15 protein-coding genes are annotated in these 23,953 nt (G+C 67.2%); 1 reads left to right on the plus strand and 14 read right to left on the minus strand.

Annotated features, from left to right (window positions below; genetic code table 11):
• Positions 1-158: 158 nt before the first annotated feature.
• The 11 genes from MQH10_RS06745 to MQH10_RS06795 form a co-directional block, all read right to left on the minus strand.
• The gene (locus MQH10_RS06745) at positions 159-1,388 is read right to left on the minus strand and encodes an MFS transporter (RefSeq protein WP_242563301.1); all 1,230 of its coding nucleotides are present in this window, start codon (positions 1,386-1,388) and stop codon (positions 159-161) included.
• Entirely contained in the window at positions 1,378-2,826 is a 1,449-nt protein-coding gene (locus MQH10_RS06750; RefSeq protein ID WP_242563302.1) for a sensor histidine kinase, read from the minus strand. The genes MQH10_RS06745 and MQH10_RS06750 overlap by 11 nt, the downstream gene beginning before the upstream one ends.
• Positions 2,807-3,478: a response regulator gene (locus MQH10_RS06755; protein WP_242563303.1), complete on the minus strand. Its 672-nt coding sequence runs from the start codon at positions 3,476-3,478 to the stop codon at positions 2,807-2,809. Before MQH10_RS06755 ends, MQH10_RS06750 begins: the two co-directional genes overlap by 20 nt.
• Positions 3,453-6,566: an efflux RND transporter permease subunit gene (locus tag MQH10_RS06760; RefSeq protein ID WP_242563304.1), complete on the minus strand. Its 3,114-nt coding sequence runs from the start codon at positions 6,564-6,566 to the stop codon at positions 3,453-3,455. Before MQH10_RS06760 ends, MQH10_RS06755 begins: the two co-directional genes overlap by 26 nt.
• 3 nt (positions 6,567-6,569) lie before the next feature.
• The gene (locus MQH10_RS06765; protein WP_242563305.1) at positions 6,570-7,565 is read right to left on the minus strand and encodes an efflux RND transporter periplasmic adaptor subunit; all 996 of its coding nucleotides are present in this window, start codon (positions 7,563-7,565) and stop codon (positions 6,570-6,572) included.
• Positions 7,562-8,845 (minus strand): TolC family protein, encoded by a 1,284-nt coding sequence (locus tag MQH10_RS06770; protein ID WP_242563306.1) that lies wholly within the window; start codon positions 8,843-8,845, stop codon positions 7,562-7,564. The genes MQH10_RS06765 and MQH10_RS06770 overlap by 4 nt, the downstream gene beginning before the upstream one ends.
• Before the next feature lie 557 nt (positions 8,846-9,402).
• A complete protein-coding gene (locus tag MQH10_RS06775; protein WP_242563307.1) occupies positions 9,403-11,847 on the minus strand; it encodes a S9 family peptidase in 2,445 nt (814 codons plus the stop codon).
• A gap of 71 nt (positions 11,848-11,918) precedes the next feature.
• The gene (locus MQH10_RS26725) at positions 11,919-12,068 is read right to left on the minus strand and encodes a hypothetical protein (protein WP_336605050.1); all 150 of its coding nucleotides are present in this window, start codon (positions 12,066-12,068) and stop codon (positions 11,919-11,921) included.
• Entirely contained in the window at positions 12,044-14,950 is a 2,907-nt protein-coding gene (locus MQH10_RS06785; RefSeq protein ID WP_242563308.1) for a TonB-dependent receptor, read from the minus strand. Before MQH10_RS06785 ends, MQH10_RS26725 begins: the two co-directional genes overlap by 25 nt.
• Positions 14,951-15,084: 134 nt before the next feature.
• Positions 15,085-16,101: a FecR family protein gene (locus MQH10_RS06790; RefSeq protein WP_242563309.1), complete on the minus strand. Its 1,017-nt coding sequence runs from the start codon at positions 16,099-16,101 to the stop codon at positions 15,085-15,087.
• A 15-nt stretch (positions 16,102-16,116) separates the two neighbouring features.
• Positions 16,117-16,407, minus strand: a complete 291-nt coding sequence (locus MQH10_RS06795) for a sigma factor-like helix-turn-helix DNA-binding protein (RefSeq protein WP_242563310.1) — start codon at positions 16,405-16,407, stop codon at positions 16,117-16,119.
• Between the two features lie 282 nt (positions 16,408-16,689).
• Here MQH10_RS06795 and MQH10_RS06800 point away from each other — a divergent pair, with 282 nt between their 5' ends.
• The gene (locus tag MQH10_RS06800) at positions 16,690-16,902 is read left to right on the plus strand and encodes a helix-turn-helix transcriptional regulator (RefSeq protein WP_272886774.1); all 213 of its coding nucleotides are present in this window, start codon (positions 16,690-16,692) and stop codon (positions 16,900-16,902) included.
• Between the two features lie 294 nt (positions 16,903-17,196).
• Here the strand turns inward: MQH10_RS06800 and MQH10_RS06805 are convergent, their stop codons facing one another.
• The 3 genes from MQH10_RS06805 to MQH10_RS06815 all read right to left on the minus strand — a co-directional run bounded on the left by MQH10_RS06805 (position 17,197) and on the right by MQH10_RS06815 (position 23,778).
• Positions 17,197-19,065 carry an ATP-binding protein gene (locus MQH10_RS06805; protein ID WP_242563312.1) on the minus strand — a complete coding sequence of 623 codons (1,869 nt, stop codon included), beginning with the start codon at positions 19,063-19,065 and terminating at the stop codon, positions 17,197-17,199.
• A 937-nt stretch (positions 19,066-20,002) separates the two neighbouring features.
• The gene (locus tag MQH10_RS06810; protein ID WP_242563313.1) at positions 20,003-22,654 is read right to left on the minus strand and encodes an AAA family ATPase; all 2,652 of its coding nucleotides are present in this window, start codon (positions 22,652-22,654) and stop codon (positions 20,003-20,005) included.
• Entirely contained in the window at positions 22,651-23,778 is a 1,128-nt protein-coding gene (locus tag MQH10_RS06815) for a metallophosphoesterase family protein (RefSeq protein WP_242563314.1), read from the minus strand. The genes MQH10_RS06810 and MQH10_RS06815 overlap by 4 nt, the downstream gene beginning before the upstream one ends.
• Positions 23,779-23,953: the final 175 nt, after the last annotated feature.

Genomic DNA, 23,953 nt, shown 5'->3' on the forward strand with positions numbered 1-23,953 from the left:
CTCGCAGGTTCACTGCGATCAACGCGCAGGCAATGGCGTCCAGCAGCGGATCGTCCCGTAGCTGAGCTCGATCCCTCGCTGGGCCAGCAGCGCCTCGACTAGCGCCGGCCTAACTTGGGCTGACAACGCCGTCAGCTGGTGTCACATCGGGAAATTGCCTATCGGATGCGAGCCTCTGGCCGCACGCGCAGGATGAACAAAATCAAGCCAACAAGCGCCAAACTGGCGAATAGTCCGCCGCTCAGGAACGTCGTCTGATAACCGAAGGCGGACCAAAGGATCCCGGCCAATGTGCTTGCCGCCAACATGGTGAAGCCACTCGCCAGGTTGAAAAGGCCGAACGCCGTTCCCCTCAAATGAGCAGGCGCTGTATCGACGACAAGCGCCGCCAGCAGGCCTTGGGTGAGGCCCATGTGTAGCCCCCACAGAGCCACTCCGATCAGCACGCTGGCGACACCGTCGCCCAGCGCCAGGAACAGATCTGCGAGGACCAGGCAAGCCAGGCCGGCGACCAGGACCAGTCGCCGGTCGATCCGGTCCGACAAGCTTCCCGCCGGCGCAGCTGCGATCGAATAGACGACGTTCATCACCACCATGACGACGGGGATGAGCGCGATAGGCAAACCGGCGTCTTGCGCGCGTAGGACCAGGAATGCCTCGCTGAACCGGGCCATGGTGAAAACGACGCCCAAGGCGACGACACCCCAGAAAGCCGGCCCAATGTCCCTCACCTCGGCCCATTGAATGGGTGGCCGCGCCGCGGCGTGTGCGCCTGAGGGAGATCTCGGCTCCCGAACGCCAAATACCAGCAGCAGGACCGCCACGATGGCCGGGACGACAGCCCACGCGAAGACCGCGCGGATATTCCCGGCGAGCACAAGCATGAGCGCCATCGCCACGAGCGGGCCCGTGAACGCGCCGATGGTGTCGAGAGATTGGCGAACGCCAAAGGCCGCCCCGCGAATAGAAGGGGGCGACAGATCGGCGACCAGCGCGTCTCGCGGCGCGCCGCGCACGCCCTTGCCGATCCGGTCGGCGAAACGGGCGCCAAACACCTCGAACGGGGTCACCGCCAACGGAAAGATCGGCTTGCTTAGAGCTCCGAGGCCGTAGCCCAGGATGGCCAGAAGCTTCCGCTTGCCGAGCCTGTCGCTCAGCCAGCCGGAGAAGATTTTGGTGATTGAAGCCGTGGCCTCGGCGGCGCCTTCAATGACCCCTACCAGCGCCACGCTGGCGCCCAGGGTTCCGACCAGGAACACCGGCAGCAGGCTGTGGATCATCTCCGAAGAGATATCCATGAACATCGACACCAGGCCGAGCGTCCAGACCCCTCGTGGAACAGCCGAGATACCGGAGCGCCAGGATGCCTTCGTCTTGTCAGTTTCCATCGGCGCCTCGAACGGCTGGGAGGTCAGGACGACCGCGGTCGCAAGAGGCGTCATTCTGGGAAAGCATGGGCCCCTGAGTGGGGGCCAGGAGCATGGTTACTCTCAAGCCGGGCCGTGCGTCTTCAAGAAGCAGCCGTCCGCCGTGCAGGCGGGCGACGCCGGCGGTGATCGCCATGCCAAGACCCGTGCCCGGCGCCGCGCGAGCAGGGTCCAGCCGCGAGAACGGCCGGACCGCGACCTCGAACATCTCCGGCGGAATGCCGGGTCCATCGTCCTCGACGCTGAGCTTGATCCCGTCCGGCTCCTCGACAAGCCGCACCGTCACCGTGGCTGCCGCGCGGGAATGCTTCAGAGCGTTCTCCAACAGATTGGCGAGCGCCTGGGTCAGAAGGTCGGCGTCGCCCTCGACCACCGAGCATTCCGCGATCTGGACGATTAAGGTCCGCCCCGATGCCTCCAACTCCGCGCGGTAGGCGTCCGCCACCCGATCGGTCAGATCCGTCAGGTCGACGGCCGCGAAACGCGCCCGCGCCTCGCCGGCGTCGATCTCCGCCAGGCGAAGCATCGCGTCGAACATCCGCAGGGCCCTGTCGATGCCGTCGTTCGCCGACTGAAGGGCGGCGTTTCGGAGGTCTGGCGTCGCAGCGGTGGCGGCCGCGTCGAGCCGCTGGCGGACATGCGACAAGGGGGTCCGAAGATCATGGGCGACCTCGGCGGAAACCCGGCGCACGGCGGCCATCAGGACGTCGATGCGGTCCAGCATCTGATTGACGCCTGCAGCCAGCTGTCCAATGTCGTCGCCTTCCGGTCTGACGTCGGATGCACGGGCCGCAAGATCGCCCTCGGCGACGGCGCGCACAGTGCGAACCAGCGCGTTCATGCGTTCGAACGCCCGGTGTGTCAGGTAGAGGCCAGCCGCCAACCCCAGGGCCAAAGCCAGACCGCCCCAGAAAAGCAGGGTCCGAAACAGCGTGTTGCGCAGCGCTTCGGCTCTTCCAAGGTCCTCTCCGACCGTGAGCAGGGCGCCATCCGGGAGGCGCTGGGTCAGGATAAGGAGGCGGTCTTTGCCCTCCAGTCCGGGCGCGGTTCCATCAAAGTCGAGGCTCCTCCACCCCTCCTTGGGCCCCAGGTCGGTCAGGTCGCCCGCGACATGGCGGCCCGTGGGATCAACCAGACGGTATTCCAGCGCGCCGGGTCGTTCCGCGCGCGCCATCACCGCGTCGCCTGCGGCCTTCAGGCCCTCGGCCTGGATCTCAAGCGTGACGGCGTGGACCTCAAGGGCGATGCGATCATGGGCTTCGCGCTCGGCCGCGCCGCGGGTCGCGACCCAGCCGCCGGTTCCCGCGCCGACGATCGCAGCTGCCAGTAGCCCGGCGTGGATGAGGGAAATCCGAAAGCTGGTCGAGCGCCAGAGCGGGCTAAGGCGTGCGAGCGGCATAGCCTTCTCCTCGCACGGTGTGGATCAGCATCGGACTCCCCGGCCGATCAATCTTGGCGCGAAGGCGGCTGACGTGGCTTTCCACCAGGCTGGTGCCCGGATCGAAGCGAATTTTCCAAACGCCTTCCAGCAGCATGGTGCGGGTGACCACATTGGGCGTTTGCAGCATCAAGGCTTCGAGCAGCTGGAACTCGCGGTGCTGCAGATCGACCCGTTCGCCGCCCCGCCGGACCTCGCGCGTCAGACGGTCGAGCGTCAAATCGGCGATGGTCAGCCGAGTGGGCGAAGCGGATGCGCTTCGGCGGCCGAGGGCGTCGACGCGCGCGATCAGTTCTGACATCGAGAACGGCTTGACCAGATAGTCGTCAGCGCCCCCCTCCAGGCCGGCGACCCGATCCTCGACCGAGCCGAGCGCCGTCAGGATCAAGATGGGCTTTTCACGCCCGGCGTCGCGTAGAGCTGTGGCGATCGACAGCCCGTCCAGGCTGGGAAGCATCCGGTCGATGATCATCAAGTCGAAGCCGCCGGCCATCGCGGAGGTCAGTCCGGCCTGACCATCCGTCACGGTCTCCACCGCATGACCACGTAGGCTGAGGCCCTCGACGACGAAGGCCGCGGTCTCAGCATCATCCTCGATCAGCAGCAGGCGCATCGCGTGATCTCTCGTGGGCGTGTCCCCGCGGATAACGATAGGCGAGAACGAGCGCCGGGAGCAGCAGCAGGCTCATCAGGGTCGAGGTAATCAATCCGCCGAGGATGACCGCAGCCATCGGACCCTGCACCTCGCGTCCGGATTGGCCGGCCTCGAGCGCGAGCGGCGTCAAGCCAAGTCCGGTGACCAGGGCGGTCATCAGGATCGGCGTCACGCGTTCCTGGGTCGCTCGCAGCACCGTCGCCAGTCCCCAGGGCTGGCCCTCATCGCTCACCAGGTGATCGACGTGGGAGATCAGGAGAATGGCGTTGCGGGCGGCGATTCCGAACAGCGTGACGAAACCCACCAGGGCGCCCAGCGACAGCACCCCGCCGGTTAAGGCCACCGCGGCGACGCCGCCGGCCAGCGCAAACGGGGTTCCCGCCAGGATCAATCCAGCGGGACGGCCGCCTCCGAAAGCCAACACCAGGAGGGCGACGATACCGATCGAGGCGGCCGCGACATTGACAAGGATCTGGCGAGCCGCGGCGGCCTGACCCTGGGCTACGCCGGTATATTCAAGGAACACACCCGGCGGCAGTGAAACAGTGCTTGCGATCTTGGCGCGGGCGTCGCGCACGAAACCGGAGACGTCCGCCCCCGTGGGATTGGCGGTGACCACCTGCCGACGTTGACCGCCGTCGTGATTGATGACAGTGCGCCCCTCGCCCAAGCGAATGGTGGCGATGTCCGACAGCGGGGTCGTCGCACCATCCGCCGTGCGCACGAGCAGGGCTCCGACGCCTTCTGGATCACGCTGCATCTCAGGCGGCAGGGAGATGGCCACGTCGGTTATGCGATCGGCGCCGGTGACCTGCGCCACGGTGCGGCCCTGGAAGGCCGTTTCGATGGCGTCGTAGGCGTCGGTAGGGGCGACGCCGCGAAGCGCCATGCGGTCTGAGTCCAGGGCGATCTTCAGGGTCGGAGCGCCGGGCTGGGCCTTCACCTGCACGTCGGCCGCGCCGGGGACCGACTGCAGGGCGCGCGCCACATCAGCAGCGACCCGATCCAGAATGTCGAGGTCGGGTCCATAGACATTGACCGCAACCTTCGCCGTCTCCCCCGACAAGGATTCGCTGATGCGGTCTCCGAGGAAGGTCAGGGCCTCGCTCTGGACGCCGGGATATTGCGCGAGAACCTCTCGGATGCGCGCGAGAACCCGGTCCTCGCCGGCCCCGCCCACGGGGCGCAACTCGACATGGAACTCGCTGCGATGTGGGGGGAATGTGTCCTCTCCGGCCTCGGCGCGCCCGATCTGCTGCTCCACGGTCGCGACCTCGGGTATCGCCACCAGATCCTTCGTGATGCGAACGCCAAGATCGCGCATCCACCCCATCGAGGCGCCGGCGGGCCCGTTGACCTGCAGCACGTAGTGGCGCTCGCGAAACGCGGGCAGCAATTCCGAGCCAAAGACGAAGAAGGCCCCTAGCGCCAACACACCGACCAGCGCGGCGCCCGCCACGACCACGCGGGGCCGCGCGCATATCGGCTCCAAGACCCGGATGTGAAGGCTCTTCAGTTTTCGAAGATAGCCCGGCTCGTCATGTAGCCGGACCCGACGCAGGAGCAGCAGCGACAGCGCGGGTGTCACGGTGATGGCGACCGCGAGGGAGGCCAGTGTCGCCAGCAGGAACGCAAAGGCGAGTGGACCGAAGAATGCGCCCTGCAGGCCGGTCAGGAAGAGAATGGGCGCGATGGTCAAGGCCAGCACGTAGGTCGCGTAGACGACCGGCGCGCGCACCTCCACCGACGCCGCCTCGATGATCCCCACCCTGTCGGTTCCGGACCGATCCTCGCGAAGGCGGCGCACGATATTCTCTACCCCGACGATGGCGTCGTCGATGACCACGCCGAGTGCGACCGCCAGGCCGCCCAGGGTCATGGTGTTGATGGTCTGCCCCAGGCGGTCCAGCACGATGAGCGCGGCGAGAAGCGAAAGCGGGATGGAGACAAATGCGATGAACGCGACTCTCAGATCCCGCAGGAACACCAACAGAATCAGGCCGATCATGCCCGCCCCGATCAGCAAGTCGGTGCGGATGCCGCGCAGCGCAGAGTCGATGAAGTTCGCTGGCCTGTGGAGGCTGGGGTAGATTTTGACGCCCTGCGCCTCCAGAGCGGGTCGCAGCTCGGCCAGCGTCGCCTCCGCAGCGTGCGTCGCGTCGAGCGTGTTCGCGCCATACTGGCTCGAAAGCGCGATCAGCACGCCGCCCCGTCCCATGATCAAAGCGTCGCCGAACTTCGGCGCAGGCGCCTCCACGACATCGGCGACATCGCCCAGTCTCACCGGCAGGCCCGTGGCGGCCGGGAGGAGTGATCCGGAAAGGGACTTGGCCGTGACAGCCCCATTGGTGGGTTCGACCAGAATGCGCTGGCTGGGCGTCTCGGCGAATCCGCCGCCGCGGACCAAGGTACTCGCCTGGACGGCGGTCGCGACTTCGGAGAGCGCGATGTTTCGGGCGATCAGGTCGGCCGGCCGCACGCGGACCTCCAGGCGACGCTGGTCGCCGCCGAAGATCGTGGCGCGGGCGACTCCAGGTGTGGCCAGCATCCGGGGCCGCACGGTCCACTGGACGAGATCTCGCAAGGCCATCGGGCTCAACCGGTCGCTGGTGAAGCCGATCTTCAAGAGATCCATGGTGGAGGAGGTCAGCGGGCTGAGTTTGGGGGCGGAGACGCCGGCCGGCAGGCGACCCGCTGCCTCGCTCAAGGCTTCTGCAACGACCTGCCGCGCGCGAAACGGATCGCTGCCTTCGACGAAGATGACAGTGATCACGGAAAGGCCCTGGATGGATTCCGAGCGGACCGCAGCGACCCCGTTTGCGCCGTTGATGACCGTCTCCAGCGGCCGGGTGACCAGGGCCTCGACCTGTTCTGGGGTGAGACCCGCCGCCTCGGTCTGGACGCTCGCCTGGGGCGGGACGAATTCCGGAAAGACGTCGTAGCGCGCCGACACGACGGTCGCACCGCCGAACCCGAGCAACAACAGCGCACACAAAAGCACGATACCGGGATGGCGCAGGCAGAGCCTGACGATAAGCGAAAGCATCGGCTAATCTTTCTCGCCAGCCTGCTCGCCGCCGCGTTCGATGGCGAGCAGCGTTCCGGCGCCGCCCACCGCGACCACGTCGCCGGCCGAAAAGCCCGTTGTGACGAACCAGCCGCTCTCCACCGGACGGGCGTCTACCAGCTCGCGCCGGACGAACACGCCGGGCGCGGTGCGGCGGTAGGCCCAAATACCGTTGCGCCACCGCACCAGGGCTTCCCGAGGAACGATGACCCCGGTCTCTGTGGAGGACTGCTCAAGGCTCGCCACCAGCACGCGCCCGGCCGAGGCGGATCGCGCCATCGGACCGCGGACGATGGCGAGCAGGCCGGCGCTCTGCAACCGGGCGTCCGCCGATGCTGCCGGACCAAGCACGCTGACCGGCGCGGTGAGGCCGCCGTCGGCGATGATCACGCGCGAGCCGGAACTCGACGCGGCGCCGGGGACATCGATGCGAACCAGGGCCGCCCGTCCAGCCGCGATCTCGCCCAGCAGCCTTTGACGGGCGGCCAGATCCAATCGCGCTAGCCCCGCGCCGAACTCCAGTCCGACGCGGCGTTCGGCAAGGTCCGCCCGTGCCGCATCGGCGGCGGCTTGGGCGCGGGCGGCTTCCACCGCACGGGTCGATGCGCTCTGATCCTGCGCCGCCAGGGCGACAAGGCGCCCTGCCTCGGCGCGAGAGGCGACGGCCGCCGCACGCGCCGTGGAGATTTCGGCGTTGATTGCGGCCAGGGCGCTGACATCCAGGCCGCGCGCGAAACCCTGCGTGATCTGCCGCGCTCCACCCGCCGCCAAGGTCGCAACGCGCAGGCCCGCCCGAGCCTGTTGCGCGGCGCTGAGCCGAACCTCACCGTCGACGAAGGTGGCCACGGATGCGGCCTCCGTCACGCCTTCCTCCGCCTCCGATCTCGGCGCAGGCCGAAGCGCGGAGGCGCCGAAAATAGCCAGCGCGGCGGCGCTGGCGCCCGCGGCCGCCCAGCCGGCGGCGGTGAAACGGCTCATGGGCGGCTCCTCGAGGCGGGTTCCACGATCATCGTCTCGGGTCCTTCCAAGGGTCGGCGCAGCGCGTCTTCCAGATTGGAGTCGGCGGCATGCACCCGCGCCAGGGCGTCAAGCTCGGAGATGCGGGCGAGAAGGGCGCCGGCCTGGGCGGCGGCCCAGTCCGTGCGGTCAATGGCGCCCTGCGCCAATTCGCGATCAGCCTGAGCGGACAGGCGGCCCGCGGCGACGAGCTCGACGCTCCTCACCTGCCTCAGCGCCTCGCGCGCGGCGCGGGTCTCGGCAAGAGCCGCGTCGATGGCCGCCTGCGACCCCGCCACAACGGCTTCGAGCTTCCGTCCTGCCTCGGTCCGCTTGGCCTGGGCCGTGGCGATAGCGCCGCGATTGAGGTCGAGCGGCGGCAGCACGAGACCAAGGGACACGGGGATTTTCACCAGACCACGTTCCCAGGTGTAACCGGGCGCGATGCTGATCGCCGGATATTGGCGCGCGACCTCTGCGCGGAAATCCGCTTCGGCCTGGTCGTAGGCCGCTACGGCCTTGAGTACGTCAGCACGCGACAGGGTGGCGGCGGCACGAACATCCTCCGTCACCCCCGCACCCGGGTCGGCGGCCGGCTTATCGAAGTCACTCCAGGACAGCGTGACGTCGTTCAAGGCTTCGACCGGGACTCCCAAAGCGGTCGCGAGCGACTGGAGGGCTGACCGAGAACTGTTGACGGCGTCCGCAGCGCGACGAACGGCGTCGGCGCCATCCGCGCGGACGCGTTCGAGCTCTGCGCGAGACGCCTCGCCCGCGTTGACCCGGTTTTCCATCGCCGCCTGTTGGCGCGCCCGCACCTGAGCCACGCGCTGGTAGGCGACAGCCTGGCGTTCCGCGATGAAATAGTCGGCCAGCGCCCGCCGAACGGCCATGCGAACCGACCAGATCCTATCGGCGTAGTCGTAGCGCGTGATATCGACGGCAAGATCAAAACTGGTCAGCCGGGCTTTGCGGCGGGCGCCCACGTCGAGGGGGATGTCGATCGCCGCGCCAAACAGCCAGGGTGAGCTTTCGGCCGCGCTGCGAGCGTATTCCGCACTTAACGTGAGGGTCGCGGCGGGGCCAAGGCGAGAGGCCTTGGCCGCCGCCGCAGCGCTGTCGACGCCCGCTCGGGCGGCGGCGATATCGCGGTTGTTGAGCAACGCGGTCGCGAAGAGGGCCAGGCGATCCAGGCGGGGGCCGTTCCAGGTCGTGTCCGGAGCGATCGAGGCCACCTTGTCGCGAACCTGCTCCAGATTCAAGGTTCGGGTCCGAGCCTCCAAAGCCAAGGTCGATGGCTCGACCGGCGCGGGCGTGTAGCTCACGCAGGCTGATAGAGACAGGGCGCTGAGTAGGACAATTAGAGTCGACTTCACGAAACCAGCGCCCCCGCGACGGCCGGTCGCTGAGTCTTTTATGACTACGGTCGGTCACGCCCGCACCTTGTCGATTCCCAAGCAAGGCGATCCGTCGGAGCGGCGCGGTTTGGCAAGTTAGCCGGCGCGGGTCGCGGAAGCCCGCCGCCCAGATCTGCCGTCATGCAGCCGCCGCCGCCCACGTCCGACGGGCCTCAGCCCGGAATTGGCGAAAGGTCGGTCGGCGGATTAGGGGGGCTGGGGGTTGAAGACGGCGGCGTGGATGGACAGGTACTTCTGAGCTCAGCCCTAGCACGGAACTTCTGGTGCTTCCGCCCCCGTCGTGGGATCGCCCTGGCGGAGGTTATGAGGCCCGAGGGTACTGCGGGCCAATGTCCGCTTGGGGTCGAACTTGGACATTGCTTTCACGTCCGAAAACGGACCCATGTTTATCAGCCGACGGCCTAGGCTGGCGGACCTAGGGTGCAATCGAGCCAGCTGAAGACCCGCTGGTACATGTCGCGGATGTTGCCAGGGCTCATCACCGCATGGTTCTCGCCCCAATAGGTAAGCAGAGCAGCGTCCTTGTTCTGACGCCAGAGCGCCGCATACATTTCGCGCGATTGCTGGACGGCGACGCCATCCTGGTCCCCGGTGATCAGCAGGATCGGGGTAACGAACTTCTCCGCGGCGAACAGCGGGCTATTGCGCCAATAACGCTCCGGGTCCCCCCAGGGCGGGGCCGCCATCGCCCCCTGGCCGCCCTCCGCCCAACGCACCGACGAATAGGGAGGTGGGCCATTGGTGGGGTCGAACCAGTCGGACGGCCGGCCCATGCCCCAGGCGCTGACCAGGTCGGAGACGCCGTTCGAGGCGATGATCGACCGGTATCGGTCGGTCTGGGTGGCCACCACCAGGGCGGCATAGCCCCCGAAGCTGTGGCCCCAAAGCGCCACGCGGCGAGGATCGAGGTCGCCGCGCGCCAGGGCGGCGTCTAGGGCGGTCCCGATCTCAGCGGCCAAGTCCTTCGCGGGCTCGGCCCCATCGTGGCGGGGCAGACTGGGCACGAGCACCGCATAGCCCTGGGCCACCAGGACCTGAATGTTCGAATAGGGCACCATGCGGCCGGGTTCACCGGCCCATGGCGGTTTGGCTGGCGTTTCGCCGGGATAGGGGACGACCACCAGGGCCGGCTTGTCGCCTGTCCTGCGGTCGGGTGGCAGGTAGAGCCAGCTGGTCAGGGCCTCGCCGTCCGGCCCGGCATGGTGGACCGGCTCCGGCGCGGCGAAGGTCACGTCCTTGAGCTGGGTGTTGATCTGCAGGACGGTGGTGCGTCTGCCGTCAAGGTCGAGGACATCGATCTGTTCGGTCCCATGGGCGTCGCGGCGGCGGGTCACCACGGCCGGGGGAGCGACGAGGACCACCTGTTCGGTCGGCGAGACCAAGGCCAGGTTACGGGCCTGCCCGCAGCCGGCGCCCAGCCGGACACGCAACCTGTCGGCGGTTCGGCAGGCCGTGGCCATGGCCGCCTCGGCGACTGGAGTGTTGAACTGGAACCTTTGGCCTTCGGCGAAGGCGGCTGAGCTGATGACGGAGAGGTCACCGCCGGAAGCGACCCGGACCGCGTGGCCGGCCGGCGACACGCCCCATAGGCCGTCGTCGGCCTCGAACCACAATGCCCGGGGGGCCCGGGCCGCGATCCGGACCGGGGCCGCCTTGAAGCTGCTGGTCAGATTGACCGGCCCGCCCGGCGTCAGCCGATACCAGTCGGCCCGCGGTTCGGCCCCCAGGTTTGGCGTGGCGCGGACGACCGGCGATCCGGCCAACCAGTCGGCCGAGACGAAGGTCATGCCCTCGGAATTGACGCTCAGCACGGGCTGAAGGCCCGGCGTCGGTAAGGCCCGGGTGTCGCCGGTGTCGGCGTCGGTCACCGAGAGCCTGCCGCTGCGCCAGGGCGCGTTCGGCAGGCGCGACCACAGCAGCAGCCGATCCTCGACCGGCGACCAGCTCAGCAGGTGCAGGGCGACATCCCGGCCTGTGGCGGGATGGGTCACCGCGCCGGTGGCGAGGTCGGCGATCAGCACCTCACGCCTGCGAAGCGGCTGAGCGCCGGTCTCAGGACCGTCGGTTGGGCGGGGCAGAGGTTCGACATCCTCCAGCGCCGCGACGAAGCGGCCGCTGGTGGAGAGCTCCAGGTCGAAGAAGCCGCCGGCCGCCAAGGCTGTGATCCCGCCGGTCTCGATGTCGACGCGCAGCAACTGGTTGGCGGGTGGGAGGCCGGTGGGCTCCTGGAACCGACCGCTGCCGAGGGCGGTGACCGCGGTCTCTCCGGCGGCGGAGCTGGCCCAGGCCTTGGGCAGGTTCGCCATGACGTCGGCGTCGGCCCGCAGATGGCGCGGCGCATCGCCGTCGGGCCGGGCGATGACCACGAATTCGCGGTCGGACCGCCATTGGGCGGTTCGGCCATAGAGCGCCAGCTCCGGGGTGATCGGCAGCCAGCGCACCTGGCGGGTGGCGAGCGTCGCCACGCCCAGGTCCCATCGCTCACCCGCGCGACGGAACACCAGCAGGGATCGGCCGTCCGGCGCGAAGGGTCCGGGGATGTAGCCGACGCCGGGCGTCTGTTCGAACAGCGGGGTGGCGGACGCCGGGCGGGTCAGGTCGACCGCCAGCAGCCGGCTGGACCTTAAACCCACCTGGCCGAACTCGTCGAACTGGGGTCCGTCGGCATAGGCGCCCATCTTCTGGATCACCAGCCAGCGTCCGGTCGGGTCGGCGGCCAGGGCGCCGACCGCTTCCAGATGCAGCAGATCCTCGACGGTGAAGGCGCGGGCCTGCGCGCCCCAACCCGGCATGGAGAAGCCGAGCATCGACAGGCCAAGCAGCGACAGGCGCAGCCAGCGGCGCATGAGCAGAGTCCTTGAGAGGGGGAGGGGATGCGGGCGCGCAGACGCGCCCGCGCCAAATTACCGGAGCAAGATCACCAGCGCTTGGTCAGCTGGACGGAGACGTAGCGGCCGAGCGGATCGGCATTGGCCGCATCGAAGCCAACGCCCTGCGGCGAGTCGTAGAAAGGCGGCGCGGTGTCGGCGAGGTTCTGGACGTTCAGCGCCACGCTGAGGCCGGACAACAACCCCGGCTGGTCCGAGGTCCATTGCAGTTGCAGGTCGGCGGTCGTCCAGCTGTCGATCGACTTGCCGGCGGCGTCCTTCTCCGAGGCCAGATAGTTGAGCGCCAGGCTGGCGCCCCAGGGGCCCGACGCCAGGCGGCCTCCGCTCGGCCCCGGAACCTGGCCGGGTAACCGGCCTGGCCGACATTGTCGACGGTCGGCGAGGTCGGCGTCAGCTGCCGGGTGTAGGATAGGAGGTAGGAGCCGTTGGCCGTGAGGTCGATGCGGTCGGCGCCATGGTCGAAGCCCCAGGCCGCCTGGCCGTCCACGCCCTCCACCTGGACGCTGGCGGTGTTGACCCACCGGGCGTCGATGATCGCCCCATAGGCGCTGGCCGGGAACAGGCCCTGATAGGGATAGGTCGGGAAGGTGATCAGGGCGTTGACCGCGGCGAGGTCGGCGGGGTTCGCCGGATCGACCAGATGGTAGAAGTTGGCCAAGGTCGGGTCGTTCAAGGTGGCGGCGATGTTGGTGCGGGCCGGCTGGCCGATCCGGTCGGAGAAGGTGGTCCTGAACCAGGTCGCCGACAGCTTCAGCCCCGGGATCTGGTGAGGCGACAGGTCAACGCCGGCGGTCCAGGAGGTCGCCGTCTCCGGCTTGAGGTCGAGATTGCCGCCGTACTTGATGACGCTGAGCAGCCGCACCCCGTTGTGCGGCACGAAGGTGGCGCTGACATCGGGCGCCTCATAGACCTCCGACAGGCTGGGGGCCCGGAACGAGGTGCCATAGGTGGCGCGCACGCGGACGACATCGTCCGGCTCCCAGACCAGGCCGACCTTCGGATTGGTGGTGGTCCCCACATCACTGAAGGACTCCACCCGGCCGGCCAGCGACAGCTCCAGGCGCTGGACGCCCGGCATCGCGTTGGCGGGGCCGACCAGGGGAATGCGCAGTTCCGCGAACCCGGAGGTGACCGTGCGGCGATAGTTCAGCGGCACGCTCGATCGGGGCGTCGCACTGGACAGGAAGCTGTCGCTGGACTGGGCGAACTGTTCGCGCCGCCAATTTGCGCCGAGCGCCATCTTCACATCGCCGCCGGGCAGGGCGAACAGGGTCCCATCGGCTTGGATATTGGCGCTGCGGTCGCGGGTGATGTTGCGTGTGCGGCTATAGCCCGAGCTGATGAAGTCCAGGATCGCGCGGCTGTTGGCGCCGGCCGCGCCATAGGGATTGAAATAGCCGTCCCGGGATGCCTGGAAGGGGGTGGCCGGATTATCGGGACCGCCCAGGGCTTCGGTCAGCAGGGCCGAATTGATGAAATGGCGGTTGCCGGTCAGACCGACTTCCCGGGCATAGGCGCCATAGGCCTCGACCTGCCAGGTCTTGCCGACCCCGATCTTGGCGCCGGCCGAAAGCCCCAGGTTCTCCGACGATCCCGCGCCCAGCACCGGGCCGATCTCGTCGCTGAAGCTGTAGGCGATGTTCTCAGTGCTCATGCCGGGGATCGGCACATAGTGCGGGTTGGCGGCGGTGATCGGGATCTGGGTCTGGATGGGCGAGCTGCGGAAGTCGAACTCGCGGCGGCTGAACCGGCCGTCCACCGACACTTCGATCCTGGGCGTCAACTCCTGGCCCAAGGCCAGATAGACACTGTTGCGCTCCTGGCCCGGAAGGATGTCGGTGCCGTTGCGGGTGGACTGCAGGTTGACCTGGCCGGGCGGGAAGCTGGCTGCCGTCAGGCCCGAGCCGTTCTGGCCGGCGGGGATCGCATAGGCGGGCTTGTAGGCGCTGGCCGTGGCGTCGAACACCAGGATGTTGCCGGGGTGGCTGAAGAAGCTGCGGTGGTCGGTTCCGCCGAAGGGCCGAAGATCGTCGCTCGCGGCATAGTCCCGATTGGCGGCGGCCAGGGCGTCGCGCTTGTAGTATTCGTAGGACATCAGGACATGACCGGTGTCCCAGGTCTTGCCCAGGGTCTGGGCGAGCTGGGTTTCCTTCGCTGCGTCGCCGGACGCCACACCCACCCGGGCGCGGGTCTCCGCCCCGTCGAAATCGCGGCGAAGGATCACATTGACCACCCCGCCCACCGCATCGGAGCCATAGAGCGCCGAGGCGCCGTCCAGCAGTACGTCCACCCGCTCGACGGCGGCGGTCGGCAGGGCCGAGACGTCCGCGAAATCGCCCCGCAGGCCGGAGCCCGCCATCCGGCGACCATTGACCAGCACCAGGGTGGCGTCGGCGCCCAGGCCGCGCAGGTTCACCCCATTGGCGGCCTGGGAATTGGTGCCCAGCCGGTCGGACCCGGCCAGCAGGCTGGCCGGGGTCCCGGCCCCGCCGAAGTTCTGCGGCAGGGCGTTGAGCGCATCGGCCACGGTGGCGCGGCCGGAGCGGTCGATGTCGTCGCGACCAAGGACCAGGATCGGCGAGGCGTCGTCCTTGACCCCGCGGATATGAGAGCCCGTGACGATCAGCTCATCCAGGATGGCGGGCGGGGCGGCGGCCACCGCCATTTGGCCCATAGGATCGGCCGCGGTCAGCGCCGGGTCCGGAAACGACGCCCTCCGGTCGGCGGCGTCAGCCGGCGACTTCAGGACGATCACATCGGGTCGCTGCGTGGAGACCACGATGCTGGATCCGGCCAGCAATTGTTGCAGGGCCTGGTCCGGGGTCAGGACGCCATGCACCGCCGGCGCCCGGCGTCCCGCGACCAGACGCGGGTCATAGAGCATCTGCCGGTGGGTCTGGGCGGCATAGGCGCCCAGTGCCGCGTCCAACGACCCCGCGGGAATGTCGAAACGGACTGTCGTGGCGGGCGCGGCGTGCGCCGGCGCCGTCGCGGCGAGGCTGAAGATCAGGGCGGGCAGGGCGAGGCCGGCGAGCAGGCGGCGTCGATAGGTGGTGTCCAAGGCGTTTCCCCTCAGACCCTTCGCGGCGCCGGCCTCCATGGCCGATCTTGCGGTCGCCGCGCGGGTCAGGGGGAGAGACGATGAAAGACGCGACCGACCCTGACTCACGGCACAAACTTTTTTCCGAGGGCGTCCTAACTTGCGGCGGGACCTGGGCGGCGCAGGACGATCTCGCCGTCGCCGCGGCGGTCGATCTGTAGGCCGCAGAGGTCGGCGACCGCGGTGGCGAAGGCTTCGGTGTCGCCGCTCTCGAACGCGCCGCTCACCGGGCGCTGGGCAAGGTCGGCGGCGTCGAGGGAAATCTTCTTGCGGCCATAGCGGTTGACCTCGGCGATGGCGGCCGACAGCGGGGTGGCCCGGAAGGTCAGGCGGCCCGTGGTCCAGCTGGTGGCGGCGACCGCGTCGATCCGGCGGACCTGGGGCGCGGTGACCGTGGGCCTGTTTTGGGTGACCCGCAGCTGGTCGCCGGGAACCATGGTCCAGTGTCGATCCCCTTGCGCCTGGCGGACCTGGACCTTGCCCTCCACCAGGGTGACCTGCACGCCGGACCCGTCCCGGCGGACGTCGAACCGGGTGCCGATCGCCCGCACCTCGGCGCCGTCGGCGCGGACCGTGAACGGCCGGGTGGGGTCGTGGGCGACGTCGAAGAAGGCCTGGCCGTGATCGAGCTCGATCCGCCGCGCGCCCGGGGTCAGCCGAACCCGCAGGGTGGTGTCGGTGTCGAGCCGGACCTGGCTTCCGTCTTCGAGGCGCACGATGCGCTGCTCACCGATACCGGATCTGTAGGTCTGGCCGGCCTGGGTCGCGACCACGCCCCAGACCGCCAGCACGGCGCCCAGACCGAACGCGGCGAGGCTGGCGAACTTCAGCGAGGTCGGGACGGCCTTCAGCCAGTCGCCCAGCCGGCGGCGTCTGGACGATTGATCGAGGGCGGTCTGCACCGCCGCGCCGATCTCCGGATCGTCCTGCAACCGGCCGGCGGCCTTCCAAAGGGCCTCCTGCTCGGCATAGGCCGAGGCGTTGGCCGGGTCGGCGCGCCAGGCGCGGAACGCATGCAGGGATGCGGTCGAGACGGTGCGGGAATTCAGGCGTGCGAACCACTCCGCCGCTTCCAGGCGTGCGCGATCGTCTGCCGAGGCATGTTCGCTCATGGCGTTCCCGGTCGGCTAGTCGCGCAGAAGCGTGGCGCAGTGGGCCAGGGCCTTGGACATTCGCCACTCGACCGTCTTGACCGACACGTTGCAGCGTTCTGCGATCTCTTCATACGACAGACCCGCGAACCGGCTCAAGACAAACACGTCCCGGTAGAGCGATGGCATCGACAGAACGATCTGCTTGAGGAGGAGGGTGGTTTCCTGATCGGGCGCGGTCCAGGGTTCGTTCTCGGCATAGGCCTCGTCGAGCGAGAGGTGTGCGCCGCCTTGGCGCGCCTGACGCCTGTGCGCGTCGCGGGCCAAGTTGTCGCGACCGTCATCAGCAGGGCCTTGGGGTGGCGGATCTCGGCGGGCGGGGAGGTGGCGAGGCGGAGGAAGGTGTCCTGAGCGATGTCGTCCGCCAGACTGGACCTCCACCGCCGCTCCACTCCGACCCGAAACCAGGTCCATTTTGCAGCGACGAGTTGGTGGATAGGACCGGCAGGTTTGCTTTTTCGGGACATGGCCACTCAGCCAAACAGTCTGAATACATACTATAGTTGATAAACTGAGCCACCGTAACCCGCTCAACGTGCCGGCATGGATATGCGGCAGCTTGTTGGGCGAAACGCGCGCCGCCTCAGGCTGAAGGCTGGGATGACCCAGGAGCAATTCGCCGAAAAGTCCGGATTTTCTCAGCAGTACATCAGCGGTCTCGAGCGTGGCCGGCGTAATCCCACGGTTGTAACGCTGTTTGAGCTGGCCTCGGCGCTGAACGCTACCCCACTAGATATGATTGCGCCTGATCGGAACGCCTAGTCCGCTCACGTGCCCTAGCCAGGATCTGTGAAGGCGGCTTCGGGCTGAGGCTGTGTAAAAACTCGGACGGCGCAATTTTCAGCGCAACAATTTGCCCGCCGCGTGCATCGTAAGGCGGGTCAGCGCAACACTTCATCGTTAGCGGGCTGAACGAGGTTGGAAGTTGCGCCAGATTTTTGCCGAGGCGAATTTTTACACAGCCTCGGCTCTTTGGCGACCTTCCAGACGTCCGCTCTAAGGGCGAAAGTTACGGAAATCGACGCGCAGGGACTCAGCTGACATCGAGCATCGCCACTAGTGAAGAGCCACTACGTCTTGATACAGTTGCCGAAGGTGCTCGTCCGACATGTCGAGGATCGGCTCGTACATGAACGAATTGAGGTGAATGTTCTCGGGGGTCATCAATGCTACCCGTTCCAGCACCTTGATCTCTGCCGTCGCGGTTGGAAATTCCCTCTTGAACTTGCGCACCAACTGCGAGGTTTGGTTCGACGAAATGGCGTTTGTGAAGGTAGGGTCCGCGATCTTCGCGATCATGTACCGCTCGGCCGCCAGCCGCACGGCGATGGCGAGCACGATCTTGTTCTCGAAGTTCGCGCCTTCGGGCGCAACGATGCAAGCAGCCGCGGCTTCGTCGATTGACTGGAAGACCGTCTTGGCAGGGTTTGGGTGCGCGGCGTTGGCGCCGAAGAGCTGATTGTAGATGGCGTCGAGATCGCCATGCGTGATGGCGTCGGACCCCTGCTTGACGTGCAGTAGGTCCGTCAGCTTTGCAAAGTTGGGATCGCTCTCCCCGCTCGTGAATTCGATGAGGTTCCGCATGAAGGGAATCGAGGCTACGCGCTTCTTCTCATCGGTGAAGAAATTCTGCTTCCAGTCGTTGACAAAGATGTTGTTGATGCCCTGCGCCGGGTAGAGCGTGACCCCGGTGCTCGACTTCGACGCCATGAAGCAACAGCTATAAGCGGCGATCCCGCGCGCGTTGACTGTACGGAAGAAGTCGAAATTGTGCGTCAGGATGATCTGGCGGAACAGGCCGTCCTCGGCAATGTCGCCGAGATACTGCACGATCGCGTACTTATTCTTGTAGTCGAAGGAGTCAGCTACGTCGTCGACGATGACGAGGGTCGGCGCGCCCAGCTTGCGGCGCAGCTCGATCTCGAACAGCACGTTCAGAAGATAGAACGCTTTGCGCTCGCCAGTGCTTAAGCCTTCAATCAGGTCTGCGCGATTCACGCTCACCGACTCGCCTGCGTCTTCGAATTTGAAATCGAGAGCAAGAATCGGCTCCTTCGCCAACGCGACGGCGATTAGGTTCTTGGGTGCGAGCTTGAATGGCACCGAGAACCGCTCGTTGAAAATATCAATAACTTCCTGCCATTGCGTCCGCTCCGACGACGCAGCCGCCTCGATTTCCAAACGTCGCTTCTCGGTCGATTGGCGTTGATCGAGCAGGCGCAGATACAGCTCTTCGTTCGCTTTGAAGTACGACTTCCAAACCAAATCCTTAAGGGCCGCGACGTTCGCGAGATACGGAAGGAGGTCTTCGTGATCGGACAGGTATGTTTCGAATTTGCGGGCATCCGCGTTCTTTTCCAGCAGCGCCGCGAGCTGTTCGTACTTCTTCCGAAGCGCCGGATCGCTCGTGATCACGTCGCGCTCCTTCTGGATGATCTCCTTCAGCTCCTGCTCGGTCTTGATCTGAACGTCGCCGCCACCCTTAAGCATGATGGTATGATCCGCCTTGAAGAAGCCATTGTCGGCTAGGCTTTTCGCGATTTGGCCTGCGTTGAAATAGTTGAACGTGCCGCGCTTGAAATAGGTCGAAGCGTCGATCAGTTCGTTATGCTTCTTGATATATTCGGCAATAAGATCCCTGGAATCCTTTTGCTCAAGTACAGCGAGCCCTTTCTCGTCGAAGAGCTTGTCATATTCGACGGTTGAGAACGGCGTGGCGGTGAGCGCCGCGACCTCATCTTTCACCCGCGCAAGGGCGACGTAAAACTGGTCGCTCGTAGGCGTGAAGGTCGACGAGATTTCCGCTTCGAGGTCGCGCTTGGAGCCTGAGGTGCCTTTCAAAGCCTTCACAAATTCGGCCTTGATCGCGTCGAGGTCCGCGTGGAGCTTTTCGTATTCGTCTCGAAGCGTCGCGTTGACAAGCAAGGCCGAGGTCTTGGCCGAATGGCCGAAGCTCTCATCGTATGGGCGGACGACGAGGATTTCCTCCGGCTTAATCGCAACACCGTTCTCATCGACGACTGAGCAGGTCGTCGCACGGCCAGGAAAGAACGATCGATCGGTTGCTTACCATCTGCAAGCGCTTGCAAGGTGTTTGCCAATGAAGATTTCATAGCCCCGTTGGGCGCGTAAACGGCGGCGACGTGGCACTTCGTGAAATTGAATTCGACGTTGAGCTTTTTGATCCCGTAACAGTTTTCGAGATCAATCTTGAGCTTCTGCATCTATCCCACCGATCCATTTGGCAGCCAGCGCTTCAGGTGGCGCGATTGATCCAACTTAAAGCGCGCTAGCACCTCGGCCTATGAAGTTTGAGCGGCTTCCGCATGCCGAGCCGTAGCGCTGCAGTGACGGGCCCAAATGGAACACGCCGATACGACAAGATCGGACGTAGGGGAATTGGATCAGGTCCCCGAGACGTAGACGGCGGCGATCCGCACGCTCACGTTTCTTCGCTCAGCTAAGGAGCCAGCGAGTCCCAATGGAAGGTCGGTGGATCAAACGTCGTGCTCACTCAAGGCGACTGTTTACAGGCGCTACGGTATTTGTGAGCGAATCCTGGGTTCTGATTTTTCGGGGTTCCAGTGAGAAGCGCGCGTGTCGCAGTCCTTTCCCCCGCTGCGGCGCTGGCATTCTAACTCGCAAGATGCGGAATGGAGGTTGGGCCCACTTCGAAGGCGGCGAGGGTCTTAGCCGGATCAAGCATCCTTGCTTCGACCGACGAACGGTCATTGCGAAATGCGACGATGATCGCACCATTGATCTCTTCGAGGATTGGCCTGGATGGGCTGGGAAGGGTCGGCTTTCGGACTGAGAGCCAGCGTCGCCTCCTGGTGCCCAGCGGACAGATGGTGCCGAATTCCTAGACCTCGACCAACGACACCCTGTTCGCCTCCAAGTGCAGGAACGCCCGCTTCCGGCAGGTGAGGATAATCACCTGCATTCGTCCCGCCACCTCGCTGAGGATGTCGGTCATGGTCTCCAACCGCCCATCGTCGGAATAGACAAGCGCGTCGTCCAGGACGAGGGACACTGGCCGCCCCTTCTCCAGAAGAAGGTCCGCGAACGCGATCCGCGTCAGGACCGCCAACTGCTCCTGGGTCCCGCGGCTCAGGTCCTCCGCCGGCTCCAGCCGCCCCGACCGGCTGACGGATCCCGCCGCCATGGCGTCGGAGAGCTCCAGGGTCGCGCCGGGCAGCAGGCGGCCGATATAGGGTGCGACCCGTTGGGTGACGGGACCGAGATATTGGCGGGTGGCCTCGCGGCTGGCGTCGGCCAGAACGGACCGCAGCAGGGTGAGCACCTCGGCCTGCTCGGTGATCAACGCCAGGTCGGACGCGGCGCTGTCCTCGGCCTCCCTGGCGATCTCCAGGTCCGCTGCGGGGCCGCGTTCGCCCTCGGATCGGGCCGCCTCAGCCAAACCTCCGATCTCACCGGCTAGACGGACGCGCTCGGCCTCGATGTTGCGGCGACGGGTCCCGGCATTGGCGAGCTTGCGCTCCAGCTCCTCGACGCTGAAGGCCAGAGCGGTCGCCTTCATCTCTTCGACTTCCCCCTGCGCCCGAGCCTCGGCCTGCCGCGCGCTCAATAGTTCCGCATCGAGGTCCGCGTCCGGCTGAGCGGTCCGGGCGCTGGCGAGTTCGGCGGCGAGCTGATCTTGACGAACCTTGAGGTCACGGCTCGCGGCGCTCAGCGTCTGTCCGCGCAGTTCCGCCGCCTTCAGGGCCTCTCCCGCCGCGTCCCGCGCCTCGGCGGCCGCGCGTTCCGTCATGCGGGCTCGAACCGCGGCGCCTTCTGCGTCGCCGCTGATGTCGGGCGGGCCGCCGGCGGCCTGGGGTGGGGTAGGGGGCCGATCAACCCCAGCCAGTGCGCCGCGCAGCGCGTCCAGCCCGGCTTCCAAATCAAGGCCCGTGTCCGCCGCACACAGAGTTTCAAGCCTGATCTCCAACTCCTTCAGGCGATCCGCTGCGGCGCGGCGCTGATCGGCGGCGGCGCGGGCGGCGTCGAGGCTCGCGACACCCGCCCGATCCAGGGCCGCGCCAAGGTCCTCGGTCGCCCGGCGGTGGGCTGCCTGAGCCGCGACGCTTGAAGCCGGCGAGACCCTGAACGCGCCCACATCCGCGATGTCCAAGGTCGCGGGCGCGACGATCAGGTGGCGGCCCTCGGTCGCCGCCGCCCCATTGAACCGGGCTTTCCCTGCGGCGCCAGGCCGGAGAGTTACGTCCAAGGTTGGCGCGCCGGCCTCGAGAGCCGCCTGGGTCTGGCCGACCTGGCCGCTGAGGTCCTGAAGGGTTTGCAGGATCGACGCCGTCACGGTCGACGAGGAGAGGTCTTCACGCAGGCCGTCGATGTCCTTGGCGAGGCGCTCGGCCGCGTCCAGGCGCGCAAAGGCGGCCACCAGATGACGGGTCCGGGACGCCGCGCGTTCCGCGGCCAAGGCCGTGGCCGCAGTTTGGTCGGCGGCCTCCAGGGCAGCGCGCGCGGCCTTCAGGTCTTCCGCGCGGTCACCTTCGGCCTTCACCGCCGCAGACAGGACGGGTTCGAATTCCACCAGGTGGGCGGCGGCCTCCGCGCTGGCCTTCGCCGCGGTCTCGGCTTGGAGCGCGAGAGCGAGGCGGGCCGTCGCCCGCGCCTCGACCTGTTGCCGGCGGCTCTGAGCTTCGCCGAGGCGAGCCTCGGCTTCCCGGCGGCGCCCCTCGGCCGCCTTGGCGACCTCCAGGTCTCGCGTCCAGGTCTTGACGTCCTCGGCCTGGACAGGATCGGCGGCGAGCCGCTCGGTCCGGTCGAGTTCCGCCCGCGCCAGGGCCAGACGGTCGAGCACCCCGGCAAAATGGGCCATGCTCGCCTGGGCCTCGGTGTGCTGGATCTGCGCCAGCGACAGGCGCTGCTGGGCGGCCAGAAGTTTGCCGGTCGCCTGGCCGGACTTCGCCGTCCTGAAGTCCGCCAGGGCGGTCTCCACCGCCGCAGTGACGGCAAAGGCCCGTTTCCCGCCGGTGACGGCGCCGACCTCGCCGGCCAGGACCGATTGAATAGTCTCTCGGGCGATCCGGCCGGGCGCGCCCAGCGAGAGGGCGGCGCCCTGCTCGACCCACAACAGGCCCAGGATCCCACGGCTTTCGTCGTCGGCGCCGCGATTGCTGGAGCGCTCGAAACCCAACAGAACCTGAAGCTTCTCCTCTGCGGCGTCGCTGGTGAAGACCTGACCACCGGGTCCCGTGAGGGTCACCTGCGGCTTTTGCAGGAAACGCTTGGCCACGGTCCAGGCCGTGCCGTCCAGTTCAAAGCAGAGTTCGACGGTGGGGGCGGTCTCGTCCCCCCAGGGCCGCAGGGACTTGATGAACGCCCCCGCCGACCCGTGACGCTCGAAGAGCGCCGCGCGCATCGCCTCCAGGATCGTGGATTTTCCGGTCTCGTTGGGTTCGCTGATGAGGTTGAGACCGTCGCTCAGGCCTTCGATCCGGACCGGCGCGCGGAACCGGCGGAAGTTCTCAAGGGCCAGGCTGCGGATTTTCATGCCTCGGCCCCGGCGGCGCGGGCGGCCCGCAGGTTTTCCACGAACATCCGCTCCAGCGCCGCGCTTGCGCGCTGGGCTTCTGGGCCTTCGCTCTTCGCCATCGCCAGCAAGCGCTCAGCCGCGACCCGCAGGACGCCATGAGCGTCGATGCCCCCGAGATCGTCTTCGGTCGGCCTGGCGAAGAGATCCTTCAGGTCGAGGTCCAACCAGCGGACCTCCAGGCCCAGCTCGGATTCCAGCCGCTCCCGCACCGCGACACGGTCGGCCAGGCTGAGAATCCCGGAGACCTTCAGCCGAAGGACCATGCGGGCCAGATCGGCGCCGGCGCGCAAGGCCGCAATCTGGACGTCGAAAGCCGAGACGCCATCTAGGGTCCAGGCCTCATGGCGCCACGTGAACCTGCCCAGGGAATGGTGCGACAAGACCGGGACCGCACCGGGGCCGGCGATCTCCACCAGGAGCGCACCACCGGTGACCTCCCGATCGAAATCGTCCGGCTCAGGCGTGCCGCTATAGGCTGTGCGTTCACCGATCCGGTTGAAGCCGTGCCAGTCCCCCAGCGCCAGGTAGTCCAGGCCGGAGCGCTGGGCGCGGTCGACCGGGATCAGGTTCATGGCCGCCGTGCTGGAGAAGGACTGGATGGGCCCATGCGCCAGGCCGACCCGATGAACACCGGGCGCCGTAGGCATGGCCTCGAAGACCGTCGTCGGATCCTCGGAGGTCCGCCGATAGAGGAGGGGCGCCGGGAGGATGACGGCGTGATCCGACATGACCACGGGTTCGGCCGCGACGAGGGCGCGGACATTGGCGGGAGCATCCCGGGCCAGCCGGGCCCACAACCCCTCGGCTCGCGCGTAATCATGGTTTCCAGGCAGCAGCCACCAACGACACGGCGCGCGGCCCATCCGGGTCAGGGCTTGGCGGACGACCCGTTCGCCGGGCTCGAAGGTGTCGAACACATCCCCCGCCACCAGGACATCCCTGGCGTCTTTGCCGGCCGAGAGCTTGGCGATCGCATCTATGGCGTCCAGGCGCGCGTCCTGCAGCGCGGTCCGCGCCTCGTCCGGCATGCGGCCGAAGGGCTTGCCAAGCTGCCAGTCGGCCGTGTGGATAAATCGGATCACGCCCTAACTCCCCCACCCAGAGCTAACACCCGCGCCGTGAAAGCGAAATGGCGACCGCGCCCCGCCAGGCTTTAGCCAGGTTCGTGCACCTTCGTGGACCGCCAGGCGGGGGCGTTCAGGGCTGGTCGCCGTCACCTGGGCGAAGCGCGCAACAGCAGGTTCCATCTTCAGTGAG

It is taken from the genome of Phenylobacterium aquaticum (assembly GCF_022695515.1).
In the GTDB taxonomy this organism is placed as follows: Bacteria; Pseudomonadota; Alphaproteobacteria; order Caulobacterales; family Caulobacteraceae; genus Phenylobacterium; species Phenylobacterium aquaticum.